34 protein-coding genes are annotated in these 25,377 nt (G+C 37.0%); 10 read left to right on the top strand and 24 right to left on the bottom strand.

Annotated features, from left to right (window positions below; genetic code table 11):
- Positions 1–27 precede the first annotated feature (27 nt).
- The gene (locus tag CKK03_RS05075; protein ID WP_099361526.1) at positions 28–591 is read right to left on the bottom strand and encodes a GNAT family N-acetyltransferase; all 564 of its coding nucleotides are present in this window, start codon (positions 589–591) and stop codon (positions 28–30) included.
- Positions 592–774: 183 nt separating this feature from the next.
- On the bottom strand, positions 775–1,872 hold the full coding sequence (locus CKK03_RS05070; RefSeq protein ID WP_099361525.1) for an FAD-dependent monooxygenase: 1,098 nt from the start codon (positions 1,870–1,872) through the stop codon (positions 775–777).
- 182 nt (positions 1,873–2,054) lie between these two features.
- On the opposite strand from CKK03_RS05070, the gene CKK03_RS05065 reads away from it, so the two are divergent.
- Both CKK03_RS05065 and CKK03_RS05060 read left to right on the top strand, forming a co-directional pair.
- Positions 2,055–2,816, top strand: a complete 762-nt coding sequence (locus tag CKK03_RS05065) for a polysaccharide deacetylase family protein (protein ID WP_099361524.1) — start codon at positions 2,055–2,057, stop codon at positions 2,814–2,816.
- Positions 2,817–2,973: 157 nt separating this feature from the next.
- Positions 2,974–3,426 carry a CBS domain-containing protein gene (locus CKK03_RS05060; protein ID WP_099361523.1) on the top strand — a complete coding sequence of 151 codons (453 nt, stop codon included), beginning with the start codon at positions 2,974–2,976 and terminating at the stop codon, positions 3,424–3,426.
- A 97-nt stretch (positions 3,427–3,523) separates the two neighbouring features.
- Here CKK03_RS05060 and CKK03_RS05055 read toward each other — a convergent pair whose 3' ends face one another.
- From CKK03_RS05055 to CKK03_RS23600, 9 genes are all read right to left on the bottom strand, one after another.
- A complete protein-coding gene (locus CKK03_RS05055; RefSeq protein WP_099361522.1) occupies positions 3,524–3,961 on the bottom strand; it encodes a universal stress protein in 438 nt (145 codons plus the stop codon).
- A 45-nt stretch (positions 3,962–4,006) separates the two neighbouring features.
- The gene (locus CKK03_RS05050; protein ID WP_099361521.1) at positions 4,007–5,461 is read right to left on the bottom strand and encodes a DHA2 family efflux MFS transporter permease subunit; all 1,455 of its coding nucleotides are present in this window, start codon (positions 5,459–5,461) and stop codon (positions 4,007–4,009) included.
- Between the two features lie 147 nt (positions 5,462–5,608).
- A complete protein-coding gene (locus CKK03_RS05045; protein ID WP_099361520.1) occupies positions 5,609–6,166 on the bottom strand; it encodes a TetR/AcrR family transcriptional regulator in 558 nt (185 codons plus the stop codon).
- 191 nt (positions 6,167–6,357) lie between these two features.
- Positions 6,358–6,885, bottom strand: coding sequence for a GNAT family N-acetyltransferase (locus tag CKK03_RS05040; RefSeq protein ID WP_099361519.1), 528 nt, complete (start codon positions 6,883–6,885; stop codon positions 6,358–6,360).
- 43 nt (positions 6,886–6,928) lie between these two features.
- Positions 6,929–7,606 carry a toxoflavin lyase-like VOC family protein gene (locus CKK03_RS05035; protein ID WP_099361518.1) on the bottom strand — a complete coding sequence of 226 codons (678 nt, stop codon included), beginning with the start codon at positions 7,604–7,606 and terminating at the stop codon, positions 6,929–6,931.
- A gap of 22 nt (positions 7,607–7,628) precedes the next feature.
- The gene (locus CKK03_RS05030; RefSeq protein ID WP_099361517.1) at positions 7,629–7,916 is read right to left on the bottom strand and encodes a hypothetical protein; all 288 of its coding nucleotides are present in this window, start codon (positions 7,914–7,916) and stop codon (positions 7,629–7,631) included.
- 87 nt (positions 7,917–8,003) lie between these two features.
- Positions 8,004–8,183 (bottom strand): hypothetical protein, encoded by a 180-nt coding sequence (locus tag CKK03_RS23480; RefSeq protein WP_142353999.1) that lies wholly within the window; start codon positions 8,181–8,183, stop codon positions 8,004–8,006.
- A 733-nt stretch (positions 8,184–8,916) separates the two neighbouring features.
- Complete coding sequence (locus CKK03_RS05025) at positions 8,917–9,735, bottom strand: SDR family oxidoreductase (RefSeq protein ID WP_099361516.1); 819 nt, start codon at positions 9,733–9,735, stop codon at positions 8,917–8,919.
- Positions 9,736–9,897: 162 nt separating this feature from the next.
- On the bottom strand, positions 9,898–10,059 hold the full coding sequence (locus CKK03_RS23600; protein WP_180271157.1) for a hypothetical protein: 162 nt from the start codon (positions 10,057–10,059) through the stop codon (positions 9,898–9,900).
- A 170-nt stretch (positions 10,060–10,229) separates the two neighbouring features.
- On the opposite strand from CKK03_RS23600, the gene CKK03_RS05020 reads away from it, so the two are divergent.
- Positions 10,230–11,195, top strand: coding sequence for a hypothetical protein (locus tag CKK03_RS05020; RefSeq protein ID WP_099361515.1), 966 nt, complete (start codon positions 10,230–10,232; stop codon positions 11,193–11,195).
- A gap of 26 nt (positions 11,196–11,221) precedes the next feature.
- On the opposite strand, the gene yiaA is transcribed toward CKK03_RS05020, so the two are convergent.
- Together yiaA and CKK03_RS05010 are read right to left on the bottom strand one after the other, a co-directional pair.
- The gene (gene yiaA, locus CKK03_RS05015) at positions 11,222–11,686 is read right to left on the bottom strand and encodes an inner membrane protein YiaA (protein WP_099361514.1); all 465 of its coding nucleotides are present in this window, start codon (positions 11,684–11,686) and stop codon (positions 11,222–11,224) included.
- 134 nt (positions 11,687–11,820) lie between these two features.
- A complete protein-coding gene (locus tag CKK03_RS05010; protein WP_180271156.1) occupies positions 11,821–12,129 on the bottom strand; it encodes a hypothetical protein in 309 nt (102 codons plus the stop codon).
- Between the two features lie 256 nt (positions 12,130–12,385).
- On the opposite strand from CKK03_RS05010, the gene CKK03_RS24110 reads away from it, so the two are divergent.
- Positions 12,386–12,595 (top strand): YjcZ family sporulation protein, encoded by a 210-nt coding sequence (locus CKK03_RS24110; RefSeq protein WP_281254472.1) that lies wholly within the window; start codon positions 12,386–12,388, stop codon positions 12,593–12,595.
- A gap of 568 nt (positions 12,596–13,163) precedes the next feature.
- Here the strand turns inward: CKK03_RS24110 and CKK03_RS04995 are convergent.
- From CKK03_RS04995 to CKK03_RS04985, 3 genes are all read right to left on the bottom strand, one after another.
- Positions 13,164–13,499: a YnfA family protein gene (locus tag CKK03_RS04995; RefSeq protein WP_425432840.1), complete on the bottom strand. Its 336-nt coding sequence runs from the start codon at positions 13,497–13,499 to the stop codon at positions 13,164–13,166.
- A 91-nt stretch (positions 13,500–13,590) separates the two neighbouring features.
- Complete coding sequence (locus CKK03_RS04990; protein WP_099361512.1) at positions 13,591–13,968, bottom strand: nuclear transport factor 2 family protein; 378 nt, start codon at positions 13,966–13,968, stop codon at positions 13,591–13,593.
- Positions 13,969–14,083: 115 nt separating this feature from the next.
- Positions 14,084–14,551 (bottom strand): GNAT family N-acetyltransferase, encoded by a 468-nt coding sequence (locus tag CKK03_RS04985; protein ID WP_099361511.1) that lies wholly within the window; start codon positions 14,549–14,551, stop codon positions 14,084–14,086.
- A gap of 195 nt (positions 14,552–14,746) precedes the next feature.
- On the opposite strand from CKK03_RS04985, the gene CKK03_RS04980 reads away from it, so the two are divergent.
- Together CKK03_RS04980 and CKK03_RS04975 are read left to right on the top strand one after the other, a co-directional pair.
- Positions 14,747–15,289 carry a sigma-70 family RNA polymerase sigma factor gene (locus CKK03_RS04980; protein ID WP_099361510.1) on the top strand — a complete coding sequence of 181 codons (543 nt, stop codon included), beginning with the start codon at positions 14,747–14,749 and terminating at the stop codon, positions 15,287–15,289.
- Positions 15,270–16,238: a DUF4179 domain-containing protein gene (locus tag CKK03_RS04975; protein ID WP_099361509.1), complete on the top strand. Its 969-nt coding sequence runs from the start codon at positions 15,270–15,272 to the stop codon at positions 16,236–16,238. Before CKK03_RS04980 ends, CKK03_RS04975 begins: the two co-directional genes overlap by 20 nt.
- 109 nt (positions 16,239–16,347) lie before the next feature.
- Here the strand turns inward: CKK03_RS04975 and CKK03_RS04970 are convergent, their stop codons facing one another.
- The 4 genes from CKK03_RS04970 to CKK03_RS04955 form a co-directional block, all read right to left on the bottom strand.
- Positions 16,348–17,877: a malate:quinone oxidoreductase gene (locus tag CKK03_RS04970; RefSeq protein WP_180271155.1), complete on the bottom strand. Its 1,530-nt coding sequence runs from the start codon at positions 17,875–17,877 to the stop codon at positions 16,348–16,350.
- A gap of 545 nt (positions 17,878–18,422) precedes the next feature.
- Positions 18,423–18,815, bottom strand: coding sequence for a YkvA family protein (locus CKK03_RS04965; protein ID WP_099361507.1), 393 nt, complete (start codon positions 18,813–18,815; stop codon positions 18,423–18,425).
- A gap of 92 nt (positions 18,816–18,907) precedes the next feature.
- Positions 18,908–19,150, bottom strand: a complete 243-nt coding sequence (locus CKK03_RS04960; protein WP_099361506.1) for a glutaredoxin family protein — start codon at positions 19,148–19,150, stop codon at positions 18,908–18,910.
- Between the two features lie 14 nt (positions 19,151–19,164).
- Positions 19,165–20,019, bottom strand: a complete 855-nt coding sequence (locus CKK03_RS04955) for a pirin family protein (RefSeq protein ID WP_099361505.1) — start codon at positions 20,017–20,019, stop codon at positions 19,165–19,167.
- 160 nt (positions 20,020–20,179) lie between these two features.
- Between CKK03_RS04955 and CKK03_RS04950 the strand changes: the two genes are divergently transcribed.
- Entirely contained in the window at positions 20,180–20,893 is a 714-nt protein-coding gene (locus CKK03_RS04950; protein ID WP_099361504.1) for a DUF4181 domain-containing protein, read from the top strand.
- Positions 20,894–20,923: 30 nt separating this feature from the next.
- Here CKK03_RS04950 and CKK03_RS23595 read toward each other — a convergent pair whose 3' ends face one another.
- The gene (locus CKK03_RS23595) at positions 20,924–21,061 is read right to left on the bottom strand and encodes a hypothetical protein (protein WP_180271154.1); all 138 of its coding nucleotides are present in this window, start codon (positions 21,059–21,061) and stop codon (positions 20,924–20,926) included.
- 90 nt (positions 21,062–21,151) lie between these two features.
- On the opposite strand from CKK03_RS23595, the gene CKK03_RS04945 reads away from it, so the two are divergent.
- Positions 21,152–22,171, top strand: a complete 1,020-nt coding sequence (locus tag CKK03_RS04945; RefSeq protein WP_099361503.1) for a DUF2332 domain-containing protein — start codon at positions 21,152–21,154, stop codon at positions 22,169–22,171.
- A gap of 55 nt (positions 22,172–22,226) precedes the next feature.
- Here CKK03_RS04945 and CKK03_RS04940 read toward each other — a convergent pair whose 3' ends face one another.
- Positions 22,227–22,415 (bottom strand): hypothetical protein, encoded by a 189-nt coding sequence (locus tag CKK03_RS04940; RefSeq protein WP_099361502.1) that lies wholly within the window; start codon positions 22,413–22,415, stop codon positions 22,227–22,229.
- Between the two features lie 141 nt (positions 22,416–22,556).
- Between CKK03_RS04940 and CKK03_RS04935 the strand changes: the two genes are divergently transcribed.
- Entirely contained in the window at positions 22,557–23,489 is a 933-nt protein-coding gene (locus CKK03_RS04935) for a hypothetical protein (protein WP_099361501.1), read from the top strand.
- Positions 23,486–24,112: a hypothetical protein gene (locus CKK03_RS04930; RefSeq protein ID WP_099361500.1), complete on the top strand. Its 627-nt coding sequence runs from the start codon at positions 23,486–23,488 to the stop codon at positions 24,110–24,112. Before CKK03_RS04935 ends, CKK03_RS04930 begins: the two co-directional genes overlap by 4 nt.
- Positions 24,113–24,190: 78 nt before the next feature.
- Here CKK03_RS04930 and CKK03_RS04925 read toward each other — a convergent pair whose 3' ends face one another.
- Complete coding sequence (locus CKK03_RS04925; RefSeq protein ID WP_099361499.1) at positions 24,191–24,535, bottom strand: VOC family protein; 345 nt, start codon at positions 24,533–24,535, stop codon at positions 24,191–24,193.
- Positions 24,536–24,548: 13 nt separating this feature from the next.
- On the bottom strand, positions 24,549–25,352 hold the full coding sequence (locus CKK03_RS04920; protein ID WP_099361498.1) for a GNAT family N-acetyltransferase: 804 nt from the start codon (positions 25,350–25,352) through the stop codon (positions 24,549–24,551).
- Between the last annotated feature and the right edge of the window lie 25 nt (positions 25,353–25,377).

Raw genomic sequence — 25,377 nt, 5'->3', positions numbered from 1 at the left:
TTTCACTAGGAATGCAGGTTTGAGATATTATTTTTCTTGTTCCCATTCTTCTCTGAGCAACCCCATCCGGATTGAGTCATAGTAGAAGCCGTTATAGTAGCGACATTTTCTCATGCGTGCTTCGAGTGTCATGCCGAGCTTTTGGCCAACCTTGATCATACGTTGATTGCCTGACCATGTCGTGTATCCGACTCTTTCGATATATGGGATCGTTTCAAATAAATAGTCAATCCAATGCTTCATCGCCTCGGTTCCGTATCCATCCCCCCAATATTCCGGAAGATAGATGACAATGCCCATCTCAAGCCATCTTGTGGCTTCACTTTCCCAGTAGAAAATAACTGAACCGATGATTTGACCATCGGCTTCAATGATCATGTGATCTAATGGGTGGTGTTGCATGGCGAGTTGATGTTCAACCTTTTTTAAATACGTTTCTTTATCTATGTACTTAAGTGTGAAATAGGGCGCATCCCACTTTTTCCATTCTGGATTTGGGTTACCGTAGCGCATTTCCCAAAGTACAGTTAAATCTTCTGTTTCGACTGGACGTAACGTGACTTTTTCTCCTTTTATTTTGACTAGATTCATCTTGATCCCCCTGATATTCTTCAAAAACGTTAATTTCCAACATATTACCTATTTATATGTTTTATTCGTTATGAAACAGAGAAAATCCTTTCTTTTATTTAAAACGTTACTGGGAAAAGCACTTTACTTTTAAAAGCCATTTTTCGGCATCAAAAAAGCATGCAGCGTTATGCTACTGCATGCTTAATTTCCAACGACCTCTAGGAAATTGTCTTTGAATGACTCTTCTTTTTCAAACTGCATTTCTTGTTGTTGTTCAATTTCCACTCGTCTTGCCATCTCGAATTCTTTTAATCTTGATTCACTAAGATCGCCTTCATTTAATGCTTGTTCAAGGATAGGTGCCAAAACATGTGCATCTTTAATCGCACAGTTAATACCAATCGCTGCCGTTGGTGTCATTGTATGGGCTGCATCTCCAAGGATAATGAGGCCATTTTTCACCCAAGTGTCTGCATTTGAGCTAAACACTTTTAAGCAGACGAAGTTTTTCCAGGATTGAATATGCTCCCTTACAGTTGTCTCTAATTCAGGAAAACTCGTTAAAAGTGGCTCCAGAAATGGCTCTAGCGGTTGCTTTCGTAATGAATTGAATGTACCTTCTTCAATGTTCCAGCCGATTTGAATCATCCCACCTGTTTGTGTAAACAATGCTAGTTGATTTCCATTGGCAAGAACCATTTTTGTTGAAGGCTCCCAATCTGAAGGTGCTGGAATTTTAGCCCAAAGCACATCATATCCATGTGATTCCTCAGAAGCCGCTATACCCGCAAGTTTTCGAACAGTTGAGTAACGGCCATCCGTTCCCACAACGATTTTACTCGCAATGTTGATTTCTTGTCCATTTTGTTTCGCTTTTACACCTGTATAGTGTCCTTGATCATCCTGAACTAACCCCGTGACAGTTGTGTTTACAAGCAACTGAAAGTTTGGAAACTGTGCTGCTTCGTTAGAAACAGCTTTTAAAAAATGGGGCTGTGGTATATGGATTCCAACGTGATCCTCAAGTGTTGGAGTGATTGTTTTTACAATATGACTACCATTAATATATTGAACCTTCTTCATCTTTAATAATCCAAGTGCTTCTATTTTATCAAAAAGTTGATGTTCTTTTAATATCGCTTCGGTTTCTGCGTTGATGTGTTCACCTCTAAATTCACGTTCATTTCCAGAAGTACGCTCAACAACGATGGTTGATATACCCTTCTTCGCCATCAAATAGCCAAGTAGAGCACCCGCAGGACCTCCGCCCACAATACAAACATCTGTCTGCAAATTCATGTTATCACCTTCTATTAGAATCGTATGATGCAAAAAGGTTTCCTAATAAGAAACAAAGTTCACTAAACGATAATTAAATGATAACAACCAAGATTTATTTGGTCAACTGATATTCATTTCCATAATTGATTGTAATAATATAGAAAGTAATGATTTGGAATAATTTTCAAGGGGAGAGTTGAATGTATAAAATTCTTTTATTGGTAGTGTTTACTTGTGCCCTATTTTTAGCAGGCTGTAGTAGTGAGCAGACAGGACCATCACAACAGGTAGAGGTAGATGAACATAATTCACCACCAAAACAAGTAGGCGAAGAAAAAAATACAGAACCTTTTGAAATAGATACAGCTACTTATGAAGATGGGGAGCTTACGATTTATTATCCTCAGCTAAATAAAATGCAGGATAAAGACCTAGAGCAGCAAATTAATTCTCTTATTAAAGAGGACGCAACCCTGTTTCTAAAGCAATATCAAGGTGGTGACTCACCACTTGAAATGAATTATGAAGTTGTATTACCGGATTCTGACACCTTTAGTATTCAATATACCGGAGATTATAATGGTGGGATGTATCCTACTAGTCTCCTTTTCACCACCACTATTGACTGGAAAAATGGAGAAAAAGTTAGACTATCGGATAGGTTTGTTATAGATGAAAGCTTCATTGAAAAATTGCAAAATGCACCATACATTGATTGGGAAAATCCAAAGGAGCCAAATCAGGAAAAACAGGCTGCTATTGTTGAATATTTAGATACTTTTGATTCACAAACGCTTATTGAGGCAATTACGAAAGCAGATCACCCAATTCCTGAAGAAAACCCTTATGGCGTTTTTTCAAACTTTCTTGATGATGCTGTTATCATTAGTATTCAAGTTCCACATGCACTTGGAGACCATGCCGAGTTTGAGTTGAAAATGAATGACTTGGTTAGAAAATAAAACACCTTTCTCACTAGCGCCTAGTAATTGTAACTAGCGCTTTTTTCCTCCACAATAAACATTCACAAATTTCTCAATGACAAGCAGAAAGAAGTTTGTGTTAGGATAGTTATATAGCTAAATGTATACGCTTACAAAACAAGGAGAGGGATTAATAATGAAAGTAAGAGATTTTATGATTCCAAAAGTTATTACTGTAAAACCTTCGAATACTGTTAATGAACTGTTACTTATCCTTAAATCAAATCGAATTGGCGGTGTGCCAGTTGTTGATGAAAAAAGTCATCTAGTTGGTATGGTCTCTGATGGGGATGTTTTACGCTACTTAACTCCTAAACCTATTGGAATTGCAGGAATTGTCTATTTAATAGAGGATGGGGAATTGGAAGATGTAGTCCGAGAAAAGTTAGATACACCTGTAAAAGAAATCATGACCAAGAGAAATCTTCTCTACGTGTCACCAGATGATGATCTCGAAAAAACAATGCGTTTATTATCCAAACATTATTCCAAAAAACTCCCTGTGGTTAACGGTGCTGGCCGCGTCGTTGGTGTCCTTAGCAGGGGTGACATTATTGATAATATTACAAAAAGCATTCTTATATCATAAGAAAGGAAACCATTCGTCAATGTACCTCTTACGAATGGTTTCTTCAATCCAATAAAAACGATTGCTTAATAGCCATAAAAAAGATTCGCTACTAAGTTCATTCAGGTTTTCGTGTAACTAACACATCACATTTTGCTGAACGGATAATTGCTCCAGATACCGAACCAGTTATGAAACGTTCCACTACATTTAATCCTGTTGCACCACAAACAATTAAATCTGCATCAATAAAGTCAGCAACCTCATTCGTAATAATTGTTTTTGGAGAGCCATATTCGACTGCGGCATTTACATCCTCTAAACCTTCTGACTTAGCTTGCGCCTTATAATCATTTACAAGTTCATCAGCTAACTGCTGGGCACGGTCAAGCATTGAACGGTCAAAACCTTCATATGAATGAGCATTTACTACATTTACAATGGTTAGTTTTGCTCCCTTATTTCTTTTAGCTATATCGATTGATTTTTGAAATGCATGTTCTGCTTCTTTTGATCCATCAACCGCTACTAGTATACTACTATACTGATTTGCCATTTATTATTCTCCTTCAAAATGCATAGTTCTTTTTTGCATTTATCATTAATTTTTTACAGGTTCTGTTGCTTTTACTGCTGATGTGGATTTTTCCTTTACAGCGGATCCCTTTTTTACAAATAAAGATAAAATTAATGTAACAACTGAAATTCCAGTAACAAAGTAGAATGCATATTTTACGCCTGCTGCTAAAATTGCCGGATCTGATGCAGCAGGAACTTCTGCCACATAACTTCCTTGACCAGCTGTAAATAACGTAATAGCTATCGCTGTACCTGCTGCTCCAGCTACTTGATTCAATGTGTTCATCGCAGCTGAACCGTCCGCATATAATTCACGTGGCAATTGATTTAGGGCATTTGTTTGTGACGGCATCATTACCATTGTGATCCCAAAGAAGAAAAGCATAAATGCAACGATTATTTGCCAACCAGGAGTTGAGGCTGATATGACCGATGCAAACATGAAATTTGCAATCAAAATAACAATAGAACCAATAATAACGAAAACACGTGGTCCGAATTTGTCAAATAGAGTTCCAACAATTGGCGACATCACAACATTAACAGCATTACCAGGAAGTAATAATAACCCCGCCACAGCTGCAGTATATAATAAAGCATCCTTTAGATACATTGGTAAGAGAATACCAGCCGCTAAAATCATTAAAATACCGAGGAACATCGTCGCAGTACCCAAAGAAAACATAGGGTACTTAAATACTCGTAAATTAACCATAGGCTGAGTCATTTTCATTTGGCGAACTCCAAATAATAGAAGAGCGATTATTCCAACAAGTAAAGGTGCCCAAACGATAGGTGCTGAGATAGGAGCTTCGGCCATTGATGCCAATGCGTAAATTAATCCGCCAAAACCGATTGATGATAAAGCAACCGATGAATAATCAATTTTGGGTCTTGTAATTTCCGAAACATTTTCAATTTTAATCACCGCAAGAAGTGTTAATAATGCATATAAAATAGTGCTAATCCAGAAAATATATGGCCAACCTAATGTACTAATAATGACCCCTGAAAGTGTTGGTCCTAAGGCAGGTCCTAATGTAATAACAAGTCCCATAATCCCCATTACAACTCCACGTCTATGAACAGGGAAAATAATTAAAAGAACACTCGTCATCACTGGTATTAATACACCCGTTCCAATTGCTTGCACGATACGGCCAGCTAATAGAATTGCAAAATTTGGAGATAGAGCAGCTAATACCGCTCCTAAAAGTGAAATAACTAATCCCCCAATTACTAATTGTCTCGTAGAGAACCATTTCATCAACAGGGCAGAAATTGGTACTAGTATCGCTAACACTAATAAATATCCTGTGGTCAGCCATTGGGCAATTGCAGGTTTAACTGAAAATTCTCCCATAATATTTGTTAACGCCATGTTTAATGCTGTTTCACCAAACAATCCTATAAAGGTACCAAACATTAAAATAAATGCCATCATCTTAGGACTTTTGACTTGTAATAGTGTATTCATAAATATCTCCTTTTTCTTTGATTTGACCTGAGTTTGGTCTATATTTGGCAAAATAAAAGCCAATCCCTCTTCTACCTGAGCTCTGCTCATGAAAAAGTGGAATTAGCCGTTTTTCAAAAACCATATTATTCTTTTTTGAAATAACACTTACTCTTGTAATAGATTGGGAAGTACTTGAGAAATGGTTGTTAGTGGATGGCTTGATTTTTGTGTTAAACAAAGCATCATTCCACCCTCAACAGTCGCTACCATCGCAAGGGCGATAGATTCCGCTACTTCTCTCGAAAATCCATCTGCTACTAATTTGCTTGAATAGATTTGTTCCATTTTTTTATACAAAGAAGAACAAGCATTGCGAACTGGTTCACTTAGCGAAGCCATTTCGCTAACGATGCTGCTAAACGTGTAACCAACAATCGTTCCTTCCGTTTCAAAATGAACAATTAATTGATCAATCATTGCTGTGGTAGCATCTTTTGTATTCGGATACCGTTCAAATATCGCCTCAATGTCCTGAGTAATCGTTACATTCAGTTCTTGGAGGCAAGCGATAAGCAATTCCTCTTTGCCATTTGGAAAATGGTGATAAAGCGAACCTTTTGATATATTGCATGCTTTTAATATTTCATTTAGTCCCACACCTATATATCCTTTTTGCTGGAAAAGCTTTGTCGCGATTTCAATGATTAGCGATTTTGTATCCATTCCCGTAGTACACCTCCACCATACCAACCGGTCTGTTTGTAACTTTACCAAAAATTTTTCCTTATAGTCAAGTGTTTTTTTACTATGATTTTAGTGTTAACCATAACGTATCCAAAATATAACTGTTACAAAAACAGCATTAATTCACGGGAGAATTAATGCTGTTTCAAAAAAATTTAATATTAGATGTTTTAATCTAGCAATTCAATCCAAAACCTTTTTATGACATTACCATCTTCCTCGATAAAGTCCGTATCAGGTACCCCACCGTTATTTACTATTGTTTTTAATGAACCGATATTATCCTCATCACAAACAACTAAGGCTTTCTGAATCCCTAGGTCTTTCGCTTTTTCTAAAGATAATGCCAATAGTTTTGTTGCATATCCTTTACCTCGTTCAGAGGGACGGATTCCATACCCAATATGACCGCCACTATTGAATAACGTTTCGGTTAATTGATGGCGGATATTGACTGCTCCGATTACATTTTTGTTTTCCCCGACTAACCAAAAGGTTGAGTCAGGCACCCAATTTTCCGGGAGATTTTCTCCTTTTTCAGCATCAAATAAAGATTGAAGCATATCTTGAAAATTTGATGGGTCCTTACTAATCACCCAAGGTACCATATTCTCCTGGCTTTCTTTCCATTCATCGTAGAAGGATAGATATTCAGATTGATAGTCTAGTGATGGCCGTATTAATGTAACCTGTTCCATATATAATCACCTTCCAAAATAGTTAAAAGAAGCAAAATAGTAGTTATAATTCATCAACTTCTAAAAGATTTTCAGAATTGACTACAATTTTATTGCCATCTGTTGTTAAAATTTCAAGTGGAAATATTGCAGAGATTTTATCGGAAAAGATCCATCTTCTCCCTGGTTGATTTAAGATGATGAAGATTCCTTTTGATTTATCTCCCATGAAATTTAGTGATGTTTGACTAAGTGGATTATTTTCACGCTCATTTATACCAATCTCTATTAACCTAGTGCCAGCACTAATCGCATCATTTACTGTAAGTCCTATCTCACTAATATTTATCACACTGTCTATCGAGAATGGCTTTGTTTCTACTTCAGAGTCCTGCCTTGAAATGAACTCTACAATATTCCCAGCCGGATCGTAAAAATAGAGCGCATACGCGGAAAAAAAAGAGAAATAGGCTTCATCTTCCCCATCCTCCACACTTAATTCCACCCTCTCTTTGACCCATGACTTTGCTTCTCTAAACTTGTTAGACGGAATATTAAATGCAAAGTGATAATAAGGATTCCCTTTTACGTTTTCTGAGGTAAATTCCAACTCGCTTGAACCTACTCTAATTCGAAAACAGCTGTTATTTTCTTTAATTAAAGGAAATCCGAAAAGGTCAACATAGAACTTCTTCATCTCTTCCATTCTATCTGTTTGTAAACTGACTAATTTAATTTCCATGTTGAGACACTCCTCTAAATGTTTACTGATTCATTACCGAAAAGCCAATCCAGCCAATAAGTATAAAATTTGGAGACACCAGCAGAATCGATAACCCTTTTACTTTTTTGGCAAGGGACACGGCAGCTCCAACATAAAACAGCGGAAATAGAATTCCCCATATTTCAAAACGTGGTGTAGCTGCAAGATAAAGGGACAGCGGTACTATAAGCACTGCAGATATTATGAGTAATAAAGGTTTATTTTTATAGATTGATAAAACGGAGAGGATAAGTGATGCAATCATTAACGGCCAAAATAGAAATGCCATAGAAACCTCCAATCGACAACCGTATTACTAGAATAAGTTCAACAAAAAGAAGTGTTAATCCTGCTTTGATTAACACTTCTTTAGCGTTTACGTCTTTAATATAAGTAAAACAATCAGGAAAATGATAAGGCCAATCATAAAAATCGTACCAAGACTTGCGCTGTATACGACATACACATTTACATGAAGGATCACATGAGCAATCAGGATCACGAGTATCAAGATCAGCAATAGAATTGCTACACTAATATTCTTATTCCTATTCAAAGAATCAGCACCTTAACGAAGAATTAGGAAGGCTTGTATACTAACGTTTATTCTTCAGTCCGAGACAATATTCCTAAAACTCCCTAAATCTAAGTGTGCTTTGTGTTTGAAATAGGTGTCTTGATTTTCGACACTCTTTTGCGGTATAGCACTTATCGTTTTTCGATACTGCGCTATTCCGATTACACTGTTTCCGGTATAAGCACTTATCGTTTTTCGATACTGGAATATACCGATTACACTGTTTGCGGTATAGCACTTATCGTTTTTCGATACTGGGATATACCGATTACGCTCTTTGCGATATAGCATTTATCGTTTTTCGATACTGGGATATATCGATTACTCTGTTTGCGGTATAGCACTTATCGTTTTTCGATACTGGGATATACCGATTACGCTCTTTGCGATATAGCACTTATCGTTTTTCGATACTGCGCTATTCCGATTACACTGTTTCCGGTATAGCACTTATCGTTTTTCGATACTGGGATATACCGATTACTCTGTTTGCGGTATAGCACTTATCGTTTTTCGATACAAGGATGTACCGTTTAGGCTCTTTGCGATATAGCATTTATTGTTTTTCGATCAAGTGATATACCGATTATGCTCTTTACGGTATAGCACTTATCGTTTTTCGATACTGGAATATACCGATTACACTGTTTGCGGTATAGCATTTATCGTTTTTCGGTCTGTTGAGTACAGAAATGTTTTTCAAACTCCTCCATCAAGAAGGATGGCGCCAGCGGCCAAAGCCACCTTCTGTATTAATGACCTGTCCGGTAATCCATGAAGCCTCTTCCGTTAACAACCACGCAATAAGACGCGCTGGGTCTTCGGGCTGCCCAATTCTTCCAAAGGGGAACATGGGTTTAAGATTTTCCCAAAGCTCCTCGGTCATATATCCCGTATCAACTGGTCCTGGATTCACGGTATTCACGGTGATGTTTTGATCAGCCAATTGATCTGATAGAGTCAGCGTTAAATCAGCAAGCGCTCCCTTCGAAGCAACATACGCAACTTCGCCCGGCATGGGGCCTAATCGTTGTCCCGACGTCATGAAAATAATTTTTCCCCTGCCGGATTCAGGATCATGTTGAGCTGCAAAATATTGTGCGAGTAGAATGGATGAGCGCGCATTAACAGCCCAGTGTTTATCTAACATTTCTACAGTCAGTTCACCAAGTGCACCATCGCTCCCACTCATTGCATGGTTGCAAACGAGAGCATCTATATGTCCACATTTATTACGGATTTCATCCATTACCCTTTTTGGTTCTTCAGGGTCTAAAAAATCCCCGCTTATGTCATAGAGAAATGCATCCTCGATTAGCTCAGCCTTAATACCTTTAAGGACTTCACTCAAATCATCCGCACCCCATGATTGTTCTTGATCATGAGGCTGGAAATGATGAATGATAACAGATGCTCCCCACGCAGCCACTTGACGGGCAATCGCATACCCAATCCCTTGGCGACGGCTAACTCCAGTAATTAGTACATTTTTTCCTTTTAGTGGATATTGGTCTCGAATTAATTGGCTCATCAACCGTGATCTCCCTTTTATTTATATTCAAATCTTAAATGCCATTTTTAAAATAGCATGATTTTCCCAAAATTTACATCTGTTTTTCTATTCCTTCTAACTAAAATCACTACAATAAAAAAAGCGTTGTCATGCCAACGCGCCTAGATAACCCCTGCTCCATTATTTCTTCTCTTCCTTAACAGCTAGAATTTGAGTGTCGGTTCCTAATTCTTTTCGGATATTTTTTCGAGCTTCTGCTGGTGTTCTTGCGTTAACTGACTGAACTTGTGTTTTCCCATCTACCTCAATTTTGACAAGAAAGCATTTTGCACCACATCTCATCAGAACCCCATCCTTCAGTTAAAACTTAACCCCATTTTAACATAACACTTACAAACTCCATTACATAAAGGTTAAATCGCTTTTCCAAAGTTCTGTGGTACTTTCGTCTCATTTTATTTCTATAATTGTTTCATATACTTAAAGAATAAAGTATGTAAGGATGTTATTTTATGAAGGAATTAAGTTGGCCAAAAATAGTAGCATTTGCGGCATTTATTTTTATATGTTATACGATTTATGATAACGTTCAAGAGCATAACGCATTTCTCAAGGAAGCTGAGGAAAATCACGTCGAAGAGAGAGTATGGCGGAAGTATGTGGTGAATGGGCTGTTGGAAGGACCTAGGTTTTCCGTCCAAATAGGTACTTTGCCTGAAAGTAGTATTCCTACAAAACATAATGATTCGATGATCACGATTTCTCGAGATTTATTTGACCAAATTGACGTTGGAGATCCCATTCCAGGTTATGAAGTCGACGGTAAATTTTATACGGAGACACTGTTAAAAGAGGAAATACGTTGGTTTTATATCATGCTAACGGTCTTTAGTCTATATCCATTCGGCTATATTATTTATTGGCTATGTAAAATTAAAACGATATGGGAATTGTTTGCATCTATCTCAAGACGACTTTTTCTTGATAAGATTGCAGCTTTTGTGATTCCTTTGCTTGTATTTGGTGGCTTGATAATAGCACTCCTTCTCTTTCTCTCAACTGAAACAAAATCAGCTTTTGAAAATGGGTATGAGAAATATTTTGGAAAGAATCATACTGAAACAATAGCAATTGTAACAGACCGCGGTTTTGAAAGGAGAACGTCAAAGTACAACAGAAGTGAGTACTACATTTCTTTAATGTATAAACCGAAGGATCATGACAGCATTTTTATCGTAAAAGGCGTGACATGGCATACCTATAACAAATATACGAAGGAAATGCCAATCGTCTATAATGTTGATAATCCTTACCAGGTCTTTGCCAAAGAAATGGATTTTAGCGATTACACTTCAATCTTAATGACGGAAACCGTAATCTTAACGCTCGTATCCATCATTTTAATCATTTTATTAAGTTGGCTACCGTTTCTGTTATGGAAACGGAAAAAACAAAAAGGAAAGGACCATCCATTTTAAATATGGAGGGTCCCTTTTTATATCTCTTAATCTCTTTCTCTTGCCTTTTGTGTATCACGGATATTCTTTTGAACGGTAATAGCCGCAAAAATACTTAGAACAAATGACATTCCGTAAAATCCTTTTTCGCTTAATACGATACTTCCTGCGTTGTATAGTCCAATCGCCATTAATGATACAGATACGATGAGTGCAACCCAACTAATTCCATAATAGATACTTGTTACCGGAATTCCCTCTTCTTTATCCCTTACAGCTTTTTGCAAAGAAACGGATGCATACAGACCAAGAATTAAGATTGCAAAGTAATAGCCTTTTTCATTTAGTTCCATTGCCGCGTTAAATAAACCGATCAGATAAGCAGAAACACCAACTACTAACGCTGCCCACGAAGCTCCTTTAAAGGCTGCAGTTGGTTCCCCTTCTTTCCGCTCCACCTTCACTTTCGGTTTTTCTTGTTTGTCCTTATCCACCAAAACCTCATTCTCCATCGAATGTTCCCCTCCATTTTTCTTATAAAAAAGGAAGCACTGCAGATACCTGTAGTGCCTAAATCCATTATACAAAAAACGTTTACAAAAAATGATATTTTTTTCGTTTTTTTACATCCGGAATTTTCGACATTTTAAGAGTCCAAGTATTTTTGTAGTACCCGATAACCACCAATTATCACATAAGAAATGCATCCTAGAATGATGATAAGTCGAATCATGAAATGATCAATGATAAAGAGTACAAATGGCATTGTTAAAAGTAAAATACCTACGCGAGCCACAAATTTGGTATAACGAATGGCATCATCCGAAAACTCAGGTTCTTTCTTATACATCCACCTTTGCCCGAAAATCATACTTTCCTCGGGGTTGAAATAGGTCCATATTAACAATGCATATAAAGGGATCATTAAAATAAAATACAAAATGACCTCTGCCAAATCAGCCCCCCCTAATGTAGATCTATTCCTTTATAAAATATACGGTTTTACTTACCAAACAGTTTCAAATTATTCTGTCTTTATCAGAATGACTACTAATTCATTAGAAAAATATAAAATATGAAACTAGTAAAACATTCAAAATGGAAGCCCTTTTAGAGCTCGTGACATACACCCATTTTCCTAAGAAAACGTGGCATTTTGAGACTAGGTGAGTATACTGTAGGGAATCTACACAGAGAAAGGAAGTAAGAATATGGAGCTAAATGTATCTAACGTAAATGCGGCATCTTTTCAGACCCCTTACATGGCACCACAACCAACATATACAGCCCCAAGCTATGATTTTACCCCTAGTTATGGATATGCGTGTCCTGAACCTTGTAACGATAATACCTTTGTATTAGTCGTTGTGTTGTTTATCTTATTAATCATTATCGGTGCTTGTTATTTTCCAAAGTGCTAAGTAAAAGCTAGCCTTCAAAAACATCACACAAAAACAAGAACATATTCCAGTGATATGTTCTTGTTTTTTTAAAAGATTAAAATACCAATCCACATTAAGTGACATCTTGGCTTTTTCTAATAATCTAGGATATCGGACACAATTTTGAACTTATCGGACAAAGATGGCAGGATATCGGACAATACTTTTGATTTTATCGGGCAATGTCGCCAAGATATCGGACACAAAACAAATTTTATCGGACATACCAAAATATTTCTGTTGTTAGGGCTTGGGCTCGAATACTTATTATATTCTTTCATATATTGAGTTTAGGACAACCACTCAAAACGGAGGGATTTATTTGGATAGCATCGAAAAAGAAACACAGGCGAAGACCGATAATAGAAACTATAACAAGATTAGAGTGAATAACAACATAAATTTCACGATAAATTTTGGTGATTCTCTCAATTTAGTGGCACTAATCGCAGGTGTATTTTTCATTAAGACCGTCTCTAAAAAGACTAAACAGAAATCCCCAAAAAGAAAAAAGGCGTTGATCCTTCCTTAGATCATCGCCTTTTTCTTATTGTCGCGGTGCAAATAACATGACCGATACACCTATGATACAAATTCCAGCACCAAGCCAATCGTATAGATCGGGTGTTTTCTTATCAATTCCCCACCCCCAAAGTACAGAAAGAACGATAAAGACCCCGCCATAGGCTGCATAAACTCTACCGAAAGAAGGAAAGGTTTGAAAAGTAGCAATCACACCATATAGGGCCAGTGCAATTCCGCCACCGATTCCCCAATAATATGGCTTCCCTTCCCTTAACCAAAGCCAAATCAAGTAACCTCCACCGATTTCAGCGATTCCTGCTAGAATAAAAAAGAAAATTGCATGTAAAATGTAAATCACGTCCTAGATATGTAAATTGAGTACATATCTATTATACCAACTTGATATGTTATAATCTTTGCTAGGCAATTACTTATAAATTTTGGTTCGTTTATCCATTAAGTACTTCACTCAACTGCAATGGTGAGATCGTTCCTTGGTGAAAGTACAATTGCCATCTTCCTTCAATATGCTTCCATATGGAGCTTCGAAGTGTATTCCGTTTCCTCGTCTCATTGACAATGAAATAGGTTGCTAAAACGACATCTGGTGCCAAAGGATAAATCTCATAGTTATGGAGAGACATTACCGTAAGATCGATTCTGGATTCAAGACATTCCTTTTTATTAAACATATAACCGGAGCTACCAATCTCAAAGAAGTCATCTGCTAGAAGCTTAGCTAGTTCCTCACGACTTTTTCGAACTTCTACGTTTATATGCATTTCCTCTAGTTCTTTTAAATGTTGTTTTAACTGATTATCCACTATTTACAACACCCTTCTTACTTCCATTTATATTTAATTCTCCTATAACTATCTTATCCCTTTATCACTTAAAAGGGGTCCAAGGGTCGGATGTTTCGACCTTTGAACACCCCTTTTATTATTTTACTTTCAAACAATAAATCGGCTCATGATGATGACCCTCTTCTACCTCTCCGGTTGGGATAAAACCTGCTTTTTCATAGGTTCTTATTGCGCGTTCATTGTTATAGATAACAGATAGATAGATTTCCTCGCATTGATAGGTATTTACCATATCCTCAATAATTGCATTTAAAACGGGTGTCCCATATCCTTTTCCTTGATATTGATGCCCTAACATCATACTGATTAATTCATACCGATTTGTTTCTTTTTGATATCCATGAGAAGCAAAACCAATTAGTGTATCACCATCATAGATTGCTTTTGGAGTAAAACCAAATGTTTGGCATACTGCGAGAAAATACGTATTTGATCCTACCAATCTTTCATAGATTTGGATATACTTTTCTTGGTTTTCATCAGACTTTAAATTTATCACATCATAGAAATTATCCTCTGTTACATCAACTAATTTAATGTTCATGGAAGTCTCCTTTTTAGATAAAAATAAATAACAATCCTATAAATTCAACAAATGTAGAGTTCTTCCTTCACAGAATAGCGGACAACGGAAAGTTTTTCTTTCGACAAAATGATATATTACTATAAACAATAGATTTTTTTGAAACTTTTTATTACATATCATACCTCTAATAGTTGAAAGGAGGTTAGTTAGTAAATGTCGTATTCTACAAAATTAGTTGAGTTGGCCATCAGTGGTGACAAAAATGCATTTGAACATCTAATAAAATCTGAAAGTGAAAAATTATATAAAATTGCCTATTTACATATGCGGAACAAAGAGGATGCACTTGATGTCATACAGGAAGCTACCTATAAGGCCTATATTTCCATCCATCAACTGAAATCACCCGCTTTTTTCAGTACATGGCTTGTGAAGATTTTAATGCGAACCGCTTATAAAGAACTTGCACGTAATAAGAAGGTGATACAGCTTCCCGAAGAAACATTAGAGTATTTAATCGAATCAGGCCAAGCATCTGAATTGAACCTTTCAATCGATTTATCAGAGGCGCTTTCGTCGCTAAATATGAACTATCGAAATGCTATTTTACTTTTCTATTATTATGATTTACCGATTCGAACGATTTCTACAATTCTAGATAAGCCACAATCAACCATAAAAACCTATTTACGCAGAGCAAAAGCTGAATTAAGAAAAACGTTAGGGGCTGATTATTATGGAAAAAGACTTATTTGACGATATTGAGATACCGAAACAAGAACTACATTTTGCGATTGAAAAAGGAATTAAGCGTGGTGAAAGGTTCCGTCGAAAAAGCAAATACATGCAACCACTAAAACACACGACTTTATTTACTACTGGAGCTGCAGCTTTACTCCTTGCGTCCGGATTTATTTTTGCACCTGTTAATCAGGTTCTTGCTCAAGTTCCAGTCATTGGGGGTATTTACGATAATTATCAAATGACTATCGGTCAGAATTTGGCAACTGAGCAACTTATAACGGAAATGAATCAAACAGTTGAAAATAATGGAGTCAAAATGAGTGTTACCTCAATTTTTTATGATGGCTCCTATGTTGGCATAACTTTTAAAGCATCTGGAGAAAACTTATCTGATACATTCGGAGGAGAAACAGGACCCGAGCCAGGTTATAGCTTCGATATGTTTGATGGGAAAGATACATCTGCCTGGGGTGGTACCATTGGGACATTAACAAAACAAGGTAATAACTATGTTGGTGCGATGATATTGGAAAATCGAAATGAGAAAAATCCGGACTCGTTAACGCTCCCGATTACATTTACACATATGGCCGGGGTACAAGGGCAGTGGTCCTTTAATCTTTCTGTTGAGAAATTACCTTCGAGGGAAATTGAGTTAAATCAAACCGTGTTCTCTTCAAACAATGCATATAGCCTTCACTTCAAAGATATTAACATTGGGAAAACGAACGCAATTTTAACCTATGAAGAGATACGTACAGCTGGGGTTGAGGGTGAGAACCTACATTTTGAAGTCGTTTCTAATCAAGATGAAAATATATCCCTAAATACCGTTTCAAATTCTAAAATAATTTTTGAAATTGATAGTAAAAATCCACCGAAGTATATTGAGGTGAAACCTTTTTATAAAATTGGCAATGAAGAAATTAACTTGGAAACCTTAAGGATTAATTTGAATTAAATTAAATTAAGAAAATCTGGACTACTTAGTGGTTCGGATTTTTTTTACATAAAAAAACCTCCAATCCCATCGAGATTGAAGGTTCTTTTTATCTATGAATCGTAAGTGGTTAACTTAGGACAAGTTCCTTTTGTTTTTTTTCTGCCTTCTCTTGTTTTTCGATTAGGCCAAGTGCTTCTCCAGTTGAAGCATTGATTTTCGCCAGAAGATCTGGATGTTCCATAAGGGATAGCCCATATGAAGGAATCATGTCTTTGATTTTTGGCTCCCATTCTAACATTTGTTGTGGGAAGCACTTTTTGATGATTTCTAGCATAACATGAACAGCAGTTGAAGCACCTGGTGATGCACCTAGTAATGCTGCAATTGAACCGTCAGCTGCCGTAATCACTTCAGTACCAAATTGAAGGGTTCCTTTGCCGCCTGCTTCAGTGTCTTTAATGACTTGAACACGTTGGCCAGCTACGATTAAATCCCAATCTTCGCTTTTTGCATTTGGGATAAATTCGCGGAGTTCTTCCATTCGTTGTTCTTTTGATAACATGACTTGTTGAATCAAGTATTTTGTTAGCGGAATTTCTTTTACCCCTGCAGCTAACATCGTTAACAAGTTATCATGTTTGATTGACGTAATTAAATCCATATTTGAACCTGTTTTTAGGAACTTTGGAGAGAATCCAGCAAATGGTCCAAATAGTAATGACTTTTTGTTGTTAATATATCTTGTATCTAGATGTGGAACAGACATTGGTGGCGCACCAACCTTCGCCTTTCCATATACTTTGGCATGATGCTTTTCAATCACTTCCGGATTATTACATACCATGAAAATTCCGCTTACTGGGAATCCACCAATATGTCTTCCTTCAGGAATACCGGATTTTTGGAGTAGATGTAGGCTTCCTCCACCGCCTCCAATGAAGACGAATTTCGCTTTATGATGTTCAACAGATCCACTGTTTAAATCTTTTACTTTCAAGTCCCATAGACCATCACTTGTACGTTTCACATCTTTTACACTGTGGTTGTAATTAATGTTGACATTTTTATTCTTTAAATGGTCAAATAACATGCGTGTTAAATTACCGAAGTTCACATCTGTACCAGCGTCTACTTTTGTAGCTGCAATTGGTTCATTTGATGGACGATCCTTCATAATGAGCGGAATCCACTCCAATAGTTTTTCCGGATCTTCGGTATACTCCATTCCTTGGAACAACGGATTTTTTGACAGCGCTTCAAATCGTTTCTTTAAAAATTCGACGTCCTTTTCTCCCTGGACCATACTCATATGTGGTAATGGCATGATGAAATCCTGTGGGTTTTGAATTAAATTGTTCTTCACAAGATATGCCCAAAACTGCTTAGAAACTTGGAACTGTTCGTTGACATTAATTGCTTTCTTAATATCTAATGTTCCGTCTGGTTTTTCAACGGTATAGTTAAGTTCACATAGTGCAGCATGACCTGTACCAGCGTTATTCAATTCGTGAGAGCTTTCCTCTCCTGGTTTATCGAGCTTTTCAAAAACGGTAATGTTCCATTCAGGCACTAGTTCCTTCAAGAGTGTCCCTAATGTCGCACTCATGATACCAGCACCGATTAAAATGACATCTGTTTTGGTTTCTATGTTGCTCATATTTATCAACCTTTTCTTTTTAAAATTTGGACAAAAAAGATGAAGGCGGTCACAAAATCGGGCTCACCATTGTTAGACAATCTCTTTCTCGTCTTAATCAAGGCCATTTTGGATGGCAATTTTTCATAGATTAATATTTCATTATTATATGATAATTATAGGCTATTTAAAAGCCAGTTAAAAGTAAGAAGTTTATTTAGATGTTTCATGGCTCCGACAATGCAGCCTTGCATCTTCAGATGAATGAGTGGATTACTAATAAACTCTTATTCTTCATTCCATCTTTTGTTATTATAACATGAAAAAAAACATAAACATCAAATTTCATGCAAAATAAATCATAATAATTCGACAAGTGATAGCGCTTTTCTAGCCTTTTCGGCATGGTTACAACGCAAGAATTTCTCCCTTATCCCTCTTTTTTTTTACTTCATCGCGAATAATTCTTTTTCATCATAATCAAGGAATTCAGTGCAAGCGCATAAATTTTTTTTGAAGTTTACTCACCAATCAAAAAAACCTGTATTTCGCTTTGAAATACAGATTTAGAGTATATATTGAGACGCTTTGACAATCATCCAGATAAAAACCAAAGTCCATATTAAAAGGATAAGTGTCCCCGCAACCCAGTTTTTTGGTTTGCCGTTTTTCATCATTTCTTCTGCTTTAACTTCGCAATCTGCAATGACTGCACTTGGGATCATTTTCAATGCAAACATGATTCCAATCGGGACAAGGATGACCTCATCAAGGTATCCGAGGATTGGTATAAAATCTGGGATTAAGTCGATTGGGCTAAATGTGTAAGCTACCACTCCAGCGGTAAAAAGCTTAGCATACCATGGAACCCTCGCATCCTTATATGCAAAATACAACACGAATATTTGTTTTTTTAAGCGTTTTGCCCAACTTTTGATTTTCTCCATAAGTTCACCCATTGATTATGTTTCCTTATTTTATTCCCATCTTTTTTAGGTGTGTATGGCTTTAGGATTTCCTACCTTTACCACTTTTAACCATTACAAAGAGATCAAGACTTTTTCAACGGCTCTAATAGTTCAATAAGTTCAGGGGTAAATCCTTTAACGGCGCGGTCACCTACAACTGTTACAGGGACGCCTAGAAAACCGAAGCGTTCCACTTCTTTTTGGTAGACCTCGTTTTCTGCAATATTTCGAAGGTCAAATGGAATGCCATTTTCAGTGAGAACCTTTTTGACAAAAGTACATTCGACACAGTCATTTGTTGTATAGACAATTACTTCTTTATTCATTGTAGCCATACTCCTTATTCTGCCGGTGGGCCAAATTTTCCTGCGTGAAAATCACGGTATGCTTGTTGAACTTCTTCCATCGAATTCATTACAAATGGGCCATAAGCGACAATTTCTTCTCTAAGTGGGACCCCTGAGTAAACAAGTAATTTAGCTCGACTATTTGCTATTATTTGAAATTCGCTTTCATCTTTACCATTTTCGTTAAAAGTAAGAGTTCCAGCCCCTGTTTTTTTCAGAGGTGTTTTATTTTCACCAAGCTCTACTTCACCGGAAAGTACGTATACAAACCCATTGTGATTTTCAGGAAGTATGTGTTTGTAAGTCATGCCCTTTGCAAGTGAAATCTCGGTCATTGTAATGGGAACCAAACTATTCATAGGCCCTTTCACTCCCGCTATTTCTCCTGAGTAGACCTTTAATTCCCCACCCTCAATTTTCACATGTGGTACATCCTCTATGTACACATTTTGATAGGAGGTTTGTGTATTTTTCAGGGAACTCGGTAAGTTCAACCATAACTGAAGTGTATGAGCAAGATCTTGGTCAACCGGCTCCTCAGCATGTCTTGCACCACTGCCAGCATTCATATACTGGATATCGCCAGCCTCTAAAATTGAGTTTCCACCGTGGTTATCAATATGCTCCAATCGTCCATCGATTACATAGGTAATCGTTTGAAATCCTCGGTGTGGATGGTCCGGAAATGCGCCACGCTGATACCAGTCCTCTGCCATAATTAAAAATGGATCAAATTCCTCGAACCGGTTTGGTGGTAGCACAAAGCCTTGTTGAACATGCGGATACCCATTATTGTTGTATTTTATATACCAATGCTTTTTTAAATCTCGTTTAAAAAGGGAACTCATTTCGTTCACTCCTTGCTTGTCCATACTTGTATTCTTTCCTATTTCCATCTTATTTTGACATGTTAGGTGAATTTGTACAAAAATTACGCTTTGGATTTAGACTTCACCTAGTATATTTTTCCAATAATCAGTATAATTAAAGTAAGATTGGGGGGGTTGGATGGGTCTAGCTATATTGTTGATGTTTTTTCTTCTGTCTACAATCGATAGTGTTATAGGAAAACGATTAGAACCAGGGTATAATGTGGCCGAATCAGACGGGCGTGTAAAATTCCGGGTTGGCGGACTCCTTATCGTCATCTTATTTTTGGGAAGTGCTTATGTGTTTTTTGATATTGATAATATGAACCATGCAAAATGGCTTCTAATCTTTTTTATGGTTTCATTTTGGGGATTTCAGTCATTCATGGAATGGAAATATGTGGAGGGTAAGAAGTACAAATTGTCTCTTGTGTTAATGGCCGTTTCTGTTATTGCTACTTTTGGAATCTTTTTCACTTATGAAAAAATCACTAATACTACTTATGGTGAGGAAATAAGTAAATACATTGGGGAGACGGAGAAAATCGACAAAATTGAATTAACCAGAAGTACATCAGATGAAGCAAAGGGGTACATTCACAGTTATTCAACAATCACTGATCAATCAACGATACAAAAACTCATTTTTGAACCTTCAGATATGAACCTTATGAAAACAAGGTTTGGACCTGGATTGGGTTATTTCGTGACAGTCTATATTGATGAAGATATCTACAGTTTAGTTGTGACCGAAAGTGAGTTGCGAATCGAAGACAAAAGCTATGAAATTGAGGGTGAAAACAAGCTATTAACCCTAATCGAGGAAGAGCAACTGGAGTGGGTGGAGGAATGATGAGAAATAAATAACCCCCTAAGGGATGCCTTAAGAGGTTTTTAATAAAGATTCAATTTCTTCTTCAGTTACAAACTTCCATTTAATATCTTTCCATATATCCTTATCCATTGCTTCTATAAGTAAGTCGATTTCATTATACGTAAACTTTACTGTTTGTTCTTTCATGTAATCCACCAAACCTTTCAGTATATGATTCGCTTGGGCTTATCTTGATTTGAGGGTCAAGTTCGAAAAAAATTTCAGGAGGAAAGAAATATGATCAACACTCAGTCTATTAAGTTTCGAAACTTTGCCAACACCGAGTGTAAGGGCTCAAGTAGCTTGTATGAATTTCTTTCATTACAGATTGCCGACGATCATGAACTTCTTGAGTTGGCTTCTCATGCACGTAGTGGTCAACCTTCTTCTAATTTGTTGTTTGGTGCTGTTCATTATCTTTTATTAAAAGGTAAGAACCACCGGCTTCGTGATTTTTATCAGAGTATGACTAAGAATCCTCGGAAAGTAGAGGAATCCTTTTTACCTTTTAAAGAGTTTTGCAGTCAATATTCTAATGAAATCATCCCGCTTTTACAGGAGAATTTGGTTCAGACAAATGAAGTAAGACGATGTGCTTATCTTTTTCCAGCCTTTCAATCTATTTATCATATCGTGAAAAAGCCACTTGCATTGATTGAAATCGGGACCAGTGCTGGCCTGCAGTTGCTATGGGATCAGTATAGTTACTCGTATGGAACGGGGGCAGTTTATGGAAACACAGAATCTATTTTACATATAACAGCTGAGATAAAAGGAGACAATGCTCCTAATCTACAAGACTTTATTCCGCCAGTGGCTGTGCGTATTGGAATCGACCTTCACCCTATTGATTTAAAGGATGATGAAAATGTTCTTTGGCTAAAAGCCCTCATTTGGCCGGAACATCATGAAAGACGGGAGTTATTTGAAAAGGCTGCGGAAATTGTTAAGGCGAACGAAATACGGTTCATTAAAGGGAATGGTGTTGAAATGCTTGAGCAACTTTCTAAAGAAGTTTCAAGCGAATATGCTATTTGTGTGTTCCACACCCACGTGGCTAACCAAATGCCTAAAGAAGTGAGGAATAGATTGTTAGATAAGGTTCAGCAGATCGGAACCAAACGTGAGATTTTTCATCTATATAACAATATACAAGACCGCGACCTTCATCTCGATTATTCTCTTGATGGGATAGAGTATAAACATGTTATTGGTCAAACAGAAGGGCATGGAAAATGGTTTACGTGGGAGTTGTAAAAGGCATGTGGATATCTCCAATGCCTTTTAAACGAAAGGTGACGATCGTTTTATTCTATATAATGAGCATCATGATCAATGGAAATATAAACGTGACGACTACTGCTTGAATAAACGTTAAAATGATATCCTTCTTCCACGGATTACTCTTTGGATAACGGTTGTTAATACGTTGAAAAACTAGAAAGATCACCCACCAGAATAATACTACATAGATGAAATCAAAGACACTATTATAATACAATCGAAACTTCTCCCTCCGTTCCTACTAGATATCTGTTACCTCCATTATCGCATTATTGCAAGAAAATTGGAATAACTAAAAATAGTACCAACTCTAGGTAATAATATAGTTTTAGAGATTTATAGAATTGGGGGTTTTAGTTTGAAAGAGAAAATATTCTGGATCAGTATATTGGTCATTATTCTTAGCTATATCGGTAATTTTTTGTATTTCCAGTCTAAACAGCTGGATGCCCCACTATTTTTAGAGCATTATTATGAACTCACTTTGAACGATGAAGATGAGACAATGCTCACATTTTATTACGTAACCAATAAGTCGGACTCTTCCTCAGTTAATCATGTACAAATTGATGGAATTGAGGCCTATGCGAGCTCGAATATGGACTTTATGTGGGAGTCACAGGAACCTCAGTTTGAACAAGAGTATATACATCATTATTTAAAAGCACTTTATGTTACGTTTCCAGCGGATTTCGAAGGTGAAGGTCCTTTTTCGTTTTCAGAAATGGAGGTCCATCTTTCCAATGGAGAAACTATTTTAGCTGATATTGGAGAAGTCATTCTTCATAAAAGTACGGAAAACCCTGATGTGTTAGAGACACACATAAGTTCAAGCAGTAATCAGCATCGGGAAGAGAAATCGATGGTTGCTTTAGAACCAATCACCATAGAGGAAATTGAAATTCCTTTTAAAGAGGAATTGTCAGATGACATTTTTATTAAGGTTGACCTTGAACAGGATAAATTGCGCGAACTCGAAAAACTCAAGACTGGTGCGAATCCTCCAAAATGGTTCGATGAAGACCGTGAAAAGGAATGGAATGACTTACCTGGTGTCACCGCTAATGAAGATTTACTTCCATTTACTTTGGAACAAAATGAATGGGTTCGCTTCTTCATGCAATTCAATCCGGATAGAAAGAGTTACTTTCAATTCAGCATCAAACTTAATGGAAAGACAGAATCGGGTGATGAATTTGTGAGGGAGTTACCAATCATAGATCACCCTGAGTTAGACCAAAAGGCGATCAATGAAATCATCGAGGAAAAAGAGGCTGGTGAGAGTGAATGAAAATTAATTTTAAGCAAATGTTCTGGGGCTTTGTTTTTATCCTTTTAGAGTTCCATTTGATTTACGTTGATATTTTGCCAGAGCCAATCGGGTATTATCTCATTTTTGCAAGCCTAGTAGGAGTTCCTTCAGAAAGCCGAACCGGCAATCTATTAAAAAAGCTCTTGATCATGCTTATACTTATCAGTATTCCAACTGTGTTTATCCAACAAAATGTGAATGGGAATGAATTTGGATCTTTTGTTGGCCTACCAATCTGGGATACCTATACCTTTTTTCTAGAAATCTTAAAGTTGGTCATTGTATTCCTTGTTTTTCAGTTAATCATGACAGTTGTCTCTGATCTAGGGGATGAAGTATTAGTAAGTAGAAGCTTGCAAACCTTTAAAATTTATATGACTGTCATGCTGCTTATCACGCTTTCCCATACTTTTGCAATGAACCTTTCTAGAGACATTATTATTGGTTACCTATTCTTTACGATCCCTTTAGGCCTGTTCATGGAAATCATGTTTCTAGTTCTCTTATGGAAGTTGCATAAGCGCACATGGACTCCAAAGAGAAACTACTACATGGACATGGAGATAGTGGACAGACCTAAAAGCGAAAAAAACAAAGTATAAAGAGGTTAAAATAAGCCGCAATATAAAAGAAAATAGTCTATATATTGCGGCTAAAAATTGTAAAATTACAATGCAAGATTACTTTCTTTCGATTAGTCCAAAACCAACTCCAGTTGGATCGACTAGATATGCCAAGAAAAACTCATCAAACTCCATTTTTTCACGTACAATCATCGCTCCATTGTCTACAGCTTTCACAATTGTATCCTCAATCGAATCAACTTCAATCTGGATTCTGGTTCCATGCGGATAATCATGCGGGCCTTTGCTAATCCCACCTTGAATGTCTACTTGACCTGTGCTTTTAACAGGCCAAAACCCCCAATTAGGTTCCCCGATTACCCACTCAAAAACAGCTGAATAGAATTTTACTGCTTTTTCAGGGTCCTGGCTGCTGATTTCAAAACCTACTATACGTGCCATCGTCACCCCTCCTTTATTTCATCACCCAAATAGCCTTTGTATACCCTATTCTCATACCTGCTCGTTCCATGTTGTTTTGACTGACTGAGCCAAACTTTGCCTGACCTACAATTAACCTACATCCTTGTTCCAGTGCTTTTTGCATCCGCTTCTTAATTAATGCTGTTTGTATACCATGATTACGAAATTCCGGCAGGGTAGTTGCGGCAGCAAAAGTTCCAATACTATTCTGTGTATATAAAACGCCTATACCCACTGGTTCATTTTCAATATTTGCAAGATAGAATGTCCAATTGTCATTGTTGTAAAGTATTTTGTTATTCTGTGCGACCCCATCTTTTAAAAATGCCGGCATACCAAAGCCCTTAGTGTAAATTTCGGCGAACAAATCAAATTCATTATGCTCTAACTCGCGAACAATTATTTTAGAATTAGTTTCCGTATCTTGACTTGAAAGATGTTCTGAGTAAAGAGTTGTGTGAAAATCGGATTGATAAAAACCTTTGTTGCTTAGGAACATAAGGAAATCCGAAGAAACATGTCCCGGCGTTAATTCGAATCGAACAGGAATATCCTTCTGTTTGTAAAATTGAATGATCTCTTCTATGTATTTCTCATCGCCATCAGATAAACCCTTTACCGTGTTGAATGAGGGTCCTGGAATGTTCTTAACATAAAAGACTGTTGCACTCCCAATTTGTTTCACTTCTACGCCCATCGGATTTCCTTCGATTCCTTGAATAGCCTCTAGTCTAGATTGCAATACCTCTACTTCAGCTGTTTCTATAGTTTGGGCAAATTGCTTCGTTACGACCACTTTCCCACTTCCTTTTTTGATGAGC

The organism is Fredinandcohnia onubensis, from assembly GCF_002734215.1.
In the GTDB taxonomy this organism is placed as follows: domain Bacteria; phylum Bacillota; class Bacilli; order Bacillales; family Bacillaceae_L; genus Ferdinandcohnia; species Ferdinandcohnia onubensis.
The sequence above is the reverse complement of the archived record's forward strand: the minus strand, read 5'-3'. Positions and strand labels throughout refer to the sequence as shown.